The 10,642-nt window shown below is 51.7% G+C and carries 12 protein-coding genes; 4 read left to right on the top strand and 8 right to left on the bottom strand.

Annotation, left to right across the window (positions count from 1 at the left end; genetic code table 11):
- Positions 1-119: 119 nt before the first annotated feature.
- The 4 genes from larC to BP822_RS01100 all read right to left on the bottom strand — a co-directional run bounded on the left by larC (position 120) and on the right by BP822_RS01100 (position 4,650).
- The gene (gene larC / locus BP822_RS01085) at positions 120-1,343 is read right to left on the bottom strand and encodes a nickel pincer cofactor biosynthesis protein LarC (protein WP_052297520.1); all 1,224 of its coding nucleotides are present in this window, start codon (positions 1,341-1,343) and stop codon (positions 120-122) included.
- 2 nt (positions 1,344-1,345) lie between these two features.
- Entirely contained in the window at positions 1,346-3,193 is a 1,848-nt protein-coding gene (locus BP822_RS01090) for a hypothetical protein (RefSeq protein ID WP_013718758.1), read from the bottom strand.
- A gap of 179 nt (positions 3,194-3,372) precedes the next feature.
- Positions 3,373-3,975: a tetratricopeptide repeat protein gene (locus BP822_RS01095; RefSeq protein WP_048131858.1), complete on the bottom strand. Its 603-nt coding sequence runs from the start codon at positions 3,973-3,975 to the stop codon at positions 3,373-3,375.
- 117 nt (positions 3,976-4,092) lie between these two features.
- Entirely contained in the window at positions 4,093-4,650 is a 558-nt protein-coding gene (locus tag BP822_RS01100) for a DJ-1 family glyoxalase III (protein WP_273272145.1), read from the bottom strand.
- A 126-nt stretch (positions 4,651-4,776) separates the two neighbouring features.
- Here BP822_RS01100 and BP822_RS01105 point away from each other — a divergent pair, with 126 nt between their 5' ends.
- Positions 4,777-5,073, top strand: coding sequence for a hypothetical protein (locus BP822_RS01105; protein ID WP_013718755.1), 297 nt, complete (start codon positions 4,777-4,779; stop codon positions 5,071-5,073).
- 28 nt (positions 5,074-5,101) lie between these two features.
- On the opposite strand, the gene BP822_RS01110 is transcribed toward BP822_RS01105, so the two are convergent.
- On the bottom strand, positions 5,102-5,593 hold the full coding sequence (locus tag BP822_RS01110) for a M48 family metallopeptidase (RefSeq protein ID WP_013718754.1): 492 nt from the start codon (positions 5,591-5,593) through the stop codon (positions 5,102-5,104).
- A gap of 296 nt (positions 5,594-5,889) precedes the next feature.
- On the opposite strand from BP822_RS01110, the gene BP822_RS01115 reads away from it, so the two are divergent.
- Positions 5,890-7,878 (top strand): C1 family peptidase, encoded by a 1,989-nt coding sequence (locus BP822_RS01115; protein WP_286877544.1) that lies wholly within the window; start codon positions 5,890-5,892, stop codon positions 7,876-7,878.
- 36 nt (positions 7,879-7,914) lie between these two features.
- On the opposite strand, the gene BP822_RS01120 is transcribed toward BP822_RS01115, so the two are convergent.
- On the bottom strand, positions 7,915-8,367 hold the full coding sequence (locus BP822_RS01120; RefSeq protein WP_052297519.1) for a hypothetical protein: 453 nt from the start codon (positions 8,365-8,367) through the stop codon (positions 7,915-7,917).
- A 73-nt stretch (positions 8,368-8,440) separates the two neighbouring features.
- Positions 8,441-9,103: a tetratricopeptide repeat protein gene (locus BP822_RS01125; RefSeq protein WP_013718751.1), complete on the bottom strand. Its 663-nt coding sequence runs from the start codon at positions 9,101-9,103 to the stop codon at positions 8,441-8,443.
- 213 nt (positions 9,104-9,316) lie between these two features.
- Between BP822_RS01125 and BP822_RS01130 the strand changes: the two genes are divergently transcribed.
- Positions 9,317-9,736 carry a YkvA family protein gene (locus tag BP822_RS01130; RefSeq protein WP_013718750.1) on the top strand — a complete coding sequence of 140 codons (420 nt, stop codon included), beginning with the start codon at positions 9,317-9,319 and terminating at the stop codon, positions 9,734-9,736.
- A gap of 20 nt (positions 9,737-9,756) precedes the next feature.
- Here BP822_RS01130 and BP822_RS01135 read toward each other — a convergent pair whose 3' ends face one another.
- A complete protein-coding gene (locus tag BP822_RS01135) occupies positions 9,757-10,071 on the bottom strand; it encodes a ribonuclease P protein component 4 (RefSeq protein WP_286877545.1) in 315 nt (104 codons plus the stop codon).
- Between the two features lie 81 nt (positions 10,072-10,152).
- Between BP822_RS01135 and BP822_RS01140 the strand changes: the two genes are divergently transcribed.
- Positions 10,153-10,416 carry a hypothetical protein gene (locus BP822_RS01140; RefSeq protein ID WP_013718749.1) on the top strand — a complete coding sequence of 88 codons (264 nt, stop codon included), beginning with the start codon at positions 10,153-10,155 and terminating at the stop codon, positions 10,414-10,416.
- The last annotated feature ends 226 nt before the right edge of the window (positions 10,417-10,642 follow it).

Consider the following 10,642-nt stretch of genomic DNA (forward strand, 5'->3'; position numbering starts at 1 on the left):
GAACTTTTCGGGAGGTTAGGTTACAACTGGGCAAAGCGTCTTGAGTACCCGATCGAGGCGATGGTCATCGCCAAGGCCTGCTGGAAAAATATTTAGTGCATTCGGCCCAAGGTCCACCCTTAGGCATCATCAAGGCGAGCCAGCCCGGGCAGTTCCCTCTTGACGGCTTCCGTCACATGGTTCAAAGGAATGTTCAGGCATTCAGCCATCTTTTTCAGATCCTCGTACTCAGGCTTTATGCTTATTATCTTTCCATCAACATATGACGTCTTGACCCTAACCTCGAAGATCTTGCCCTGAATTGAGAACTGACGCGGCACTCGCTCCCTATCAGCTACAACTCGCGGAACCTCTTGCACTCGCACCCCCAGTGTCCCAGTCTCTTCCATGAGAACCCTTATCATCCTGTCACAAGCACTGTGATCGGTGATCACTGAGATGATGCTTACAGGCCGGTTCTTCTTGCCTTGGGCTGGGGTCACGAAAACGTCAACTGCACCCTCTTTAAACAATCTTTGCATGACATAGCCCACCGTCTCCCCGGATAGATCGTCGATATTTGTCTCAAGGAGGATTATGCTCTCCCTTGTCGCTCGAAAGCTCTCTCCTTCAAGGATTCTCAGAACATTGGGCCTTCCATTCAGATCGCTAGTTCCGGCACCGTAGCCCACAGCGATTGGTTTCATGGCCGGATAGAAATCCACAATATAGTCCGCAAGATTGGCCAGGAGCGCGGCGCCGGTGGACGTTGTCAGCTCACTGTCCACCGGCAACGAGGAATAAGCCATTTGATGCTTGCACAGGATTTCTAGAGTTGCAGGCGCGGGACCTCCTATCTGGATGCCGTCTATTCCGACTGCACTGGAACCAAGGGCCGGCGGAGTGGCATAGATGGTTCCCTCCAAGAATCCCTCTTTATCGAGGATGTAGGCCGATCCAAGAACCTCGAAGAGCGTTTTCAGCGATGCAACCCTGCAGCTGGAGAAGCTATGGCGGTGCACCCGCTCTCCGGCCGCGATCAGGTCCTCTAGCACAGACACGACAAGGCCTGAGGCCTCCCTGGACAGATTCAGCTCTTCCATCAGTTTGCGAGCAGATGCAACCAGCACAATTCCGCTGCGAAATCTCTCTTCCATTAGCACGACATCTATCTTTTTGGCAGAGATCCCGCAAGAGCAGTTTTTTTCGAATTTATAGGAGAAAGCTGTGCAATTTGGCAGCTCTCCTATTGCTTTGGCTAAAGGCTCCAGGGTGGCTGGAGACCGTATTAGATCCACCAGTGAGGAAAGAAGCATCTCACTGGATATTCCAGCAACCCTCGAATCTATGACTAAAGTTTTCAATTTTAGGGCATCCCCTCGGCTGGCGCAGTCAGGCTGCTGTAGATCCTGCGGGCAATCCGGGCCACTTCGAGAGCGTTCTTACGTGCTCCTGGGATGGCTCTTGTTAGATAAGCCCCGCTCTCTGCCATCTTGGAGGCCGCCTTTTCGTCCTCTCCCAAGACGGCGGCTATTGCAGCAGGTACTGTGATGTTGATGATCGTGTGGCCAATGTACTGCAATTCCTGTGCCAGCACAGCGCCTGCGAATATGGCAGTTCCCATATCCGGGTCATCTCTCCCCTTTCCCTCGAGGGCAAACTCCGGAACCGTCTTGGCCGACAGGTCCTCGATATGGTATTTCTTGCCATCTATCTGCACGTCATAGGATATGTAGGAGTCGAATCCCCAGAACTTGTCGGTGAACTTGTCCGTTCTGCGCGCCTGAGGCCGAAGAGCAGTGAACTGGAGGCTTATCTTCTTGCCTGTGAACCCAGAGAGAACTGTCGAGCCCCTTTCCTCAACATAGGCTTTGCGCTTATCGTCCAGAATTCTGGCCACATCCTCGACCTTCTTTCCGGACTTGATCAGGTCATAGGCATCCATCGCTCTCCGGTAAATGGCGCGGTCCCGCACATCCTCGCTGGCGAGAATGCAGGCCCGGCTCACGGGTCCGCGGCTGACCTCCTCTGCCTTTCGAGTGATTGTGTTCAAGGCGCACAACGACATCTCTGGATCAATGAAGGACCTCATCTTGTAATCCTTGATCTTCTCAGCCACCTGGAAGACGTCTCCGTCGAATTTCATCAACAATCGCAGGGTAGGAAGGACATCTCCGCAGAGATGACCCAGAGGTGGATTTACCGGCCCTCCAGAGAAACCTGCTCCGATTACAGGAGATTCCTCAAATCCAGCAAATATCTCGTTTAAGGCCATAGAGCCGATAACTGAAGGGCCGCCGATATCCTTTAGTATGAGACCGAAATCTCCAATGACCCTTGCAGTATCAAACTCGTCTTTAGACCCGCGGACATGCAGCTTTTCAGGAAGCTTGGCAGCCTCAATTGCACCCTTGCCTGCCAGATAAGCCGAGTCCACGCTTCCAAAGGCGCCAAACTCCTCGCCGAGGAATGCGTCGGGATGGACCAGCTCCATGGCCACTGTGGCACCGATGAATGCAGGCCATAGAGGGTATGCTGATATTCCAGCGCCATTCATGCTCTTCATCATGGCCTCGGTTCCGATCTTGGCAGCATTTCGTGCTAGCTCTGGAAAATTATAGTCCTCTCCAAGAGAGCTGTGACCGTAGATAGCTCCGCCAGCGATGAATGGAGGCAGGATCGATCCATCGACACTTGTCAGCTTTTTGTCCATAAGCTGCTCATACACGGCCATGTAAGCTGGGAATGCGGGAACTCTATGAGTGAACTTGGAGGTGACAAGGGCGATTGCGCTGGTCCTGGCAGCGCCCGAGTGCATCCTGGCTATCGCTCCTAGCTTCCTGTTGCCCATGGGCACTCCTGCTCGCGCGCATGTTCCGCAGAAATAGGCCAGCGAGGCCACCAGCAGCGCGGCGTTCTCCGGTGATGCCCCTGCTTGCATTGTCTCTTTTACGGCCTTTTCAATGACCAGATCGAGGGGAATATGAGGCAAAGATGCATCAATCATGGTAATTCCGCTCATAAGCCTCATCTCGGGAGAACTCATCCCCCCAAAGGTATCCTCAGCCAGTGAGTTAGCCGCACAAAACGCAGGTATCACCAAAGATCCATGACCCTTGGTTGCCGCTTCGATCTTGTCGTTGGTCATGTAGTCCGGCTTGAATGTGGCTGCCATTGACGCGGCCAGTATCGCTCTTGTTCTTTCTTCGTTCATATTATTTTCACTCCACCATCTTTTATCATATAAGCGCCAAAATATTAAAGGATTGCCTTAAGGCGAAAAAATAGCCTCTTCTCGGAGGATGATGGGGATACGCTCCTGGACTGCCTCCGACAGGCCGTCGGCCACATCGAAGATGACCCGGCCTTTCTGCCAGATGCAGTTGGCGATGACTACGTCTCCTGAAAAGCCGCGCTGGCCATCCTCCCCAGCTCCCTTGCCCTGGCGAAAGCGGCATCTGCGTTGACGCTGTCGCCGGTTGCTCTGAGAGCTTCACCTTTGTTGTACCAGGCCAAAGCATAGTCCGGATTGATCCTGATTGCCTCGTCATAGCAACGGATGGCTTCTGTATAGTTGCCTTGCTCTCCGGAAGCTCTGCCTTTGTTGTTCCAGGCCAGAGCGTCGTCTGGATCCAGCCCGATGGCCAGGTCATAGCAGTGGATGGCTTCAGTAAAGTTGCCCAGGTTGGCGTAAGCATTTCCTTTATTGTTCCAGGCCATGCCGAAGTCCGGATTGATCCTGATAGCCTCGTCGAGGAATCTAATGGCTTCACTGTGGTTGCCCTGCAAATGGTAAGCTACGCCTTTATTGTTCCAGGCCATGGCCAAGTCCGGGTTGATTCTGATTGCCTCGTCATAGCATTGTATGGCTTGCACATATTTGCCCTCAATGGCATAGTCAAGGCCTTTGTTGGTCCATTCTTCTGCCGTTTGCTGCCCTTGTACGCTGTGAGCTAGAATAAAGAGGAGGAGCAGTAAGCTCCAAAAGCATTTCATGGCCCTTTATGTGATCTTAAAGGAGATAAACTTTTCGAAAATTGTATCTATATGGCATTTCTCTCCCTAATGCAATATTTATCAATGCATTCTTTTGTATGATCGCACCTGTTCATTTCAATCCCCTTTGCATATCGCCAGAGTCTGAGCCTTGACCTGCTCCATCTTCTTCTTACCCACGAATACCTCTACCAGCTTCAAGGCGAACTCCATCGCCGTTCCCGGAGTGCGGCTGGTTATGATATTTCCATCAACCACCACCCGATCACTGGAGAACTGGGCGCACGACCTTACCTCCTCCTCCCCAGAAGGATGCACAGTGGCCTTCCGGCCCTGCAAGACTCCCGCTTTAATCAGGACCGATGGCGCTCCGCATATAGCTGCCACATACTTGTTCGCCTGATTCAGCTCCCTGATCATATTCAATATCCGTTCATCCTTTCCCAGGTTGATGAAGCCGGGCGCTCCTCCAGGAAGGACCAGGCCGTCCAGATCTTTATGATTGATCCTGCCCAGGCTGGTATCAGGCATCACCCGTACCCCATGAGATCCCTCTACCAATCCATCCTTCAACCCAGCGGTTACCACATCTATTCCCGCGCGTCTCAAGATATCAATGACGTTGATGGCCTCGATCTCCTCGAAGCCATCTGCCAGAGTAACCAGTATCTTCATGCCTTATAGCCTCCTCAATCAAGCTATTGGCATTGAATCCTTAAGTCTATTACTATTGATAACCCTCATTTTGGCAATCGCAATGCTAATCAATAAATATGGACCGGACCATCAGGGGTGCATATCATGATATGCAAACGCTGCGGACGGTGCTGCCTCCATCTGGACATCTTCGTCGTCAATCCCCGGTCAATTCTTCCCGACGGAAACATGAATAAGAACGATCCTGAGGCCATGATCCACAAGCCTGCGGGGCAGATGTGCCCCCACTTTGCCAATAAATCCGGACCAGAGGAAAAGATCGCAACCTGCACCATCCATCATCTGCCCTGTTATAGAGACACTCCCTGCGAGAAGTTCGAGCAGATCGGCCCAGAGGATTCCTTATGCCTCTTGAGCAGCTACCTGGATGGAAGGAAATGAGCCTGGAATGGGTCAATGGAATGCATCCCTAGACACCTTTTGCCTCCAGCGTCTCGGATGCCATCAGAAATCCGATTGCCCTCTCTGCCAAAGGATACCTATTCACCAGGGCCTTGAACCTCTTGCCATGATTCGGCTCGATGAGGTGGGCGAGCTCATGCACTATAACATAATCCTCCACCCATTGAGGAAGGCTTGCCAGACGGTCGCTTATGAGAATGGTCCGGGCGGCACAGTTGCACGAGCCACGCCGGTGCTCCTGGCGGGAGGAATATTGAATGCTATTCCAAGACAGGCTTCCCCGGAAATATCTCTCATTTAGGGCTGCCGCCCTCTGGCTTAAATGGAGGTCGTCCTTGGGGTAGATCCGTTTCTCCAGCCTGATTTGAAGCTTCTCTATATGGGCCCGAAGGGCGGCATCTGAGATGGATGCAGGAGCCAAGACCTCCATCTTTCCCGCCACCATCCGGGCCTGAATGGTCTTCTTCCGTCGCGCAGACCTCTTCACCACGATCTCCATGGAACTGAGCCTCCAGAATGATTGAGTTTGAGAGTTATTAATAGCTTTCTTCCCCAAATCTATATGGGACTATGACCGGATTTCACGGACATTCTTATTTATTATATTCACAATGCATATCATTTGCATATCATCGGCATTTCGCTTTGATTTTTCATCACCCCTTCATCTCAATTGCCTGTGCCAATCCTATCGCATCATCCGCAAACATAATTAACTATGAGATTATTTTTAAAAAACATAAGTTTACCTCAGTATTTGCCTCAAATATATCAAGGGGGTTATTAAGCTTGGGAATGGATGAGATCAAGGAGATTCGAAGCAGGATCAAAGGGATGAACCTGACCTGGACCGCGGGGGAGACAGCCGTATCAGAACTGGCCACAGACGAGAAGATGCACTACCTGGGGCTAGTGGTCCCGGAGGATGAGAAAGCGATGATCCTGCAGATGGCGGAAAGGGATAGATCTCTTGCGGCAAAATCGGGATCTGTATCCATATATCCCACCCAGTGGGACTGGAGAGACGTGTCCGGCAACGACTGGACGACGCCGATAAAGGATCAGAGGCAGTGCGGCTCTTGCGTTGCCTTTGCCACTGTGGCGGCCATTGAGTCCAATTTGGAGATCTTCAAGAGAGACCCATCCCTCGATCCCGACCTTTCCGAGGCAGATCTTTTCTTCAGGGGCTGCGGCGACTGCTGTGGACGGGGCTGGTATTTCACTCCCGCTCTGAGATTTGCTCAGTCCAGTGGAGTTCCTGACGAGGCATGCAATCCTTATCAGGGGGATAAGACCGGCAGCTGCCCGGACAGAGACAAACGCGTGGTCAAGATAGAGAGCTGGACGACCATAACCAACAGCTCCCAGGCCAAGGAGTGGCTCAGCCAGCGCGGTCCACTCATCGGCGGGCTGAGCGTTTATGAGGATTTCTTCTATTATGAGAAAGGAGTCTATAAGACTGCATACGGCGGATATATGGGCGACCACGCAGTATGCGTTGTGGGCTTCGATGATGCCAAAGGCTGCTGGATCTGCAAGAACAGCTGGGGACAGGGCTGGGGAGAAAGCGGCTGGTTCAAGATCGCCTACGGAGAATGCGGAATGGGAAGCCAGTTCGCTTTCTATGGAGTTCAGTTCACAGCAGACGATGACCTGATCATGCCAAAATCAGGAAGGGTTATTGTGCGCTTTACCGGCAAGAGCACCACTCTGGAGGATGAGATCTGGCTGCACCGTCCCGAGGAGAAGCTGATCTTCCGGGCGGTTGACTCCGATCTGGGCAAGATCCATGATCTGGGAGCCTTTCCCGCCGGAACCCGGCTCACATTTGCCCTGAAGACTTCAGCGGGGCATATCTTCTACAGCGACCAGCTCTTAAACGACGACGTCTGCGACCATGTTAACAAAACCGGCATTGGAACCTACAAATGGCAGCTTAATTGGGAGGACCTCTACGGCCTGGGGGAGAAGGACTACAACGATGTGAGCATGGAGATTGAGATCATTAGCGCCACCTCCGAGGATCTGGTGATGCCCAAAGAGGGAAGGGTCTTTGCCACCCTTAAACAAAGGCATGCCGCCACCAAAGAGGAGTTCAGGCTGAGCTCTCCGGAGAATAGGTTGATCTTCACCCTGGATAGCCCCATGGGAAAGGCAATAGACCTGGGAAAGTATCCCGAAGGCGCCAGCCTCACATTCGCCTTCAAGACACTTGAGGGCTACACCTACTACACCGATCAGGTGAAAAACCCAGATTTCTTGAGCCACGTGAGAAAACTCCCCACCGGATATAACAAATGGGAGCTTCGCTGGGAGAAATCCTATGGGATGCGCCTCAAAAGCTACAAGGATCTCACAGCAGAGATAATGGTGGCACCCATCGTCCGCGAGGATGTAATTTTAGAGAAAGACAGCCACGTGGTGGCCAGACTGGTCAGCAAGAATACGCCGAATCATAACCAGTTCTGGCTCTATAAGCCCGAGAAGAAGCTGATCTTCGACTCCATTCAGGGAAACGTGGGCAAGAGCTTTGAGGTAGGAGACTATCCGGCAGGAACCAGGCTGATCTTCGCTCTGCAGACCCAGGATGGGGCCTTCTTCTACACAGACAGCGGCCTCAATGAGGACGGGAAATCGCACGTCCTTCGGCTGAAGCTCGGATCGAACAAATGCCAGCTTCGCTGGGAGGACCTTTACGGTCTGAAGGACACCGACTATAACGACCTGGTGGTGGAGATCAAGATGGATCCAAAACAGGATCCTAAAAAGCGGGTGACTGGATAATATCCAACGGGTGGCATGGGATTAGGCTGGAATAAATCAGGAACAAGGCAGCCAGTCCACGCAGATCTCGCCGGACTGGCTGTCAGACCACAGCTGGATCAACTTCTCGATGGAGAATACACCGGTCAGATCCTCAACGCTGCGGCCGATGAGAGGATGGCGGCCTTTTGCGGTGACGCCAGGGTCGACGGACTGCCAGGCGATATGAGCATTGCCTATGACATTGGAGCTGATGCTCGCCTCCAGGCCTCCTCTCGGCGATGCGGCGTCTGCGGAATTTGCATAGGCCCCCGTTCGAACCTGAGTATCTCTATTCAAGTGCTCTACATCGGTGTATGATTCGGTCATGACTGCACCGGTATCATAGTTTTTGACAGTGAGCATATCGTTCTGGCCGCCACTGATAGCGGCTGGTGTATAGGCCAGGGGTATCTCACCCTTAATGCCGGGAATGGCCATAAAAATGATCACCAGACAAATCAGCTTCATCCACATCCATCGGTCACCATTTCGGTAATTGACGTATTCGCATTTCAAGCTGTTGCTCTGAATAGAGTGCTGCTTATGCCCTGCCCGTTCCCAGCTGAACGATCCGATTCATATCTTGCAGGGTGTTATTCCGGTTCGTCTGAGCCGCCTGGTTGTTAGGGTCAAGAAGCAGGGCTTTATCGAAGCGTTCCAGCGCTTCCTGGTACTTTCCCTGCTCCCGCAGGACTACCCCCTCATTATTCCAGGCACCTGGATTCAGAGGATCGAGTTTGCTTGCCATCTGAAGACAGACCAGCGATCCGGAGAGATCGCCTTTATCAGCCAAAGCCATGCCCTTTCCATTCCAGGCTTCAGAGTCTGAAGCATTCAGCCCCAATACTTTGTCAAAGCAGGCTATAGCCTCATCATGCCTGTCTAATCCTCTGTAGAGGGCAAGGCCCTTCCAGTTCAAAGCCTCGACATTCGTGGAGTTTATCGCCAGAGCCTTTTCGAAACTTGCTATTGCATCCTCATAACGACCCAAGATGCCAAATGCATATCCCTTGCGGTTCCAAAGGTTAACATTGCCGGGGTCCAACTCCAGGGCCTCATCATAGCTTCTTGCGGCCTCTTCTATGCTGCCGTTATACAATTGCTGATCTCCAAGGCTCGACCAGTATTCCGCCGTATGCTCTTCCGCCGCCGAGGGAATGCTTGTCGCTGCCAGAAGAGCTAATAGGGTCAATGCGAGCTTCATGAACAGCCATCTTTCATTCTGGAGATATATCTCTACCTATTCTATCTATATCCCGCATTCTACTATTCTCTCTTGATCTGATCCATCTTCATGGATAGAATGAATATTCTCCAGCCCAAAAGTTAATTAATTCCCCCTTCATATCACCATATATAACGAGGCCAGGTTTATCGCTCTGGGGATCCTGGCAGAGGAGTGGAGGAGGTTCATTATTTGAAGAGATTCGATGTAATGCTGGAAAAGGATATATCCGGATACGAAGGAGAATTTTCCGATATCATTCATCAAGCTCCGGCCTTTTATAGAATGATGACCAGGCTGCTAGATGATAAAGATCTTCCCAAATCCATGTCGCCGCAGATTATTGCCGCCATCGCATACTTCATTCTGCCCGAGGACATAATTCCCGAAGATAAGTTCGGCCCGGTGGGCTATGTCGATGATATCTATCTATGCGCCTTCGTCGCATATGAGGTGATGAAGGAAACAGGATCTTCCGATATCATATCCCGGAACTGGGATGGAGGCAGGCCTGTGATCGAGCTGGTAGAAGAGATACTCAATCGCGAAAAGGAGCTTTTGGGCAATAAGAAAGAAAGGATGATGCAGTATATAGGCTTCGACGAGATTTAGCTCGAGCAATTTTTTGGTCCCTATTCCCTTCTGGGCTTATAGGGACGCCTCATCTGACCATTGCAGAATATGCAGGTAGTGACCATAACGCCTTCTGATAGCCTCACCCTGGAGTTCTCCGGGGACAGGTAGCTGCCACAGTGCTGGCAGTAAAGCCTCTTAAGAGATCGGGGCATTCTGACCCTGGTGCGAGTGCTTATCCGCCGGGCGATCTGGACATACCTATTGCTTCTCTCAGGATGAAGCCGGTGCGCCTCCTCTGCCAGGACAAAGAGCCTTTCCATACGCTGCAGGGCAAGATCTCTGGATCTATGATTGTCCTTTCTTCGTCTCACGCCAGGACTGTGGCCACCGGGTCTATAAACCTATTTCGTCGAGAGAATCTATTTCTACATCCAGTGAGAATATCGGATTCAATGGCTGCTACATCGCTTTCCATCAAGATCGCCCCGGAGATGGAGGATTATATCCGCGCTCGCTCTACAGATATGCGCATCGCCACCACCTGCGAAGGCCCTCTGATCTTCTCCGTCAAGACCAGTCCACCCAAGCCCACAGATCATGTCATATCTGTTGGAGGGCGTATGGTCTACATCTCTGCCGTCCAGGCACCTTATATCAAGACCATAGATGCGAGTATGCTTCCGCGCTGCGCTCTGGAAAAAAGGACCCGTAACTGATGGTCGCCAAAAGAAGGCTATTTCATTGCTATGTTATGCGACTGCCTCAACCCGGATGCAATCAGAATCATCCACCATACGGCCAGGCTCATCAACGCCAGAAGTGATAAAGAGGCATAATCCATTATCGAGATCACCAGAACGATAATTGCCTTTATATGGTGATATAGACGATTGTGATAAGATCGCATCCGGGCGGTATATTCAAAGGAAAATAGAGGATATC

This window comes from Methanosaeta sp. UBA458, assembly GCF_002496085.1.
Classification (GTDB): Archaea; Halobacteriota; Methanosarcinia; order Methanotrichales; family Methanotrichaceae; genus Methanothrix; species Methanothrix soehngenii.

Excerpts from the sequence above, each read along its gene's own strand:
- BP822_RS01105 (WP_013718755.1), top strand. The coding sequence starts at position 4,777 with ATGATATGCAAACGCTGCGGACGGTGCTGCCTCCATCTGGACATCTTC.
- BP822_RS01125 (WP_013718751.1), bottom strand. The coding sequence starts at position 9,103 with ATGAAGCTCGCATTGACCCTATTAGCTCTTCTGGCAGCGACAAGCATT.
- BP822_RS01100 (WP_273272145.1), bottom strand. The coding sequence starts at position 4,650 with ATGAAGATACTGGTTACTCTGGCAGATGGCTTCGAGGAGATCGAGGCC.
- BP822_RS01115 (WP_286877544.1), top strand. The coding sequence starts at position 5,890 with ATGGATGAGATCAAGGAGATTCGAAGCAGGATCAAAGGGATGAACCTG.
- BP822_RS01110 (WP_013718754.1), bottom strand. The coding sequence starts at position 5,593 with ATGGAGATCGTGGTGAAGAGGTCTGCGCGACGGAAGAAGACCATTCAG.
- BP822_RS01095 (WP_048131858.1), bottom strand. The coding sequence starts at position 3,975 with ATGAAATGCTTTTGGAGCTTACTGCTCCTCCTCTTTATTCTAGCTCAC.
- BP822_RS01120 (WP_052297519.1), bottom strand. The coding sequence starts at position 8,367 with ATGAAGCTGATTTGTCTGGTGATCATTTTTATGGCCATTCCCGGCATT.
- BP822_RS01140 (WP_013718749.1), top strand. The coding sequence starts at position 10,153 with ATGGCTGCTACATCGCTTTCCATCAAGATCGCCCCGGAGATGGAGGAT.
- BP822_RS01090 (WP_013718758.1), bottom strand. The coding sequence starts at position 3,193 with ATGAACGAAGAAAGAACAAGAGCGATACTGGCCGCGTCAATGGCAGCC.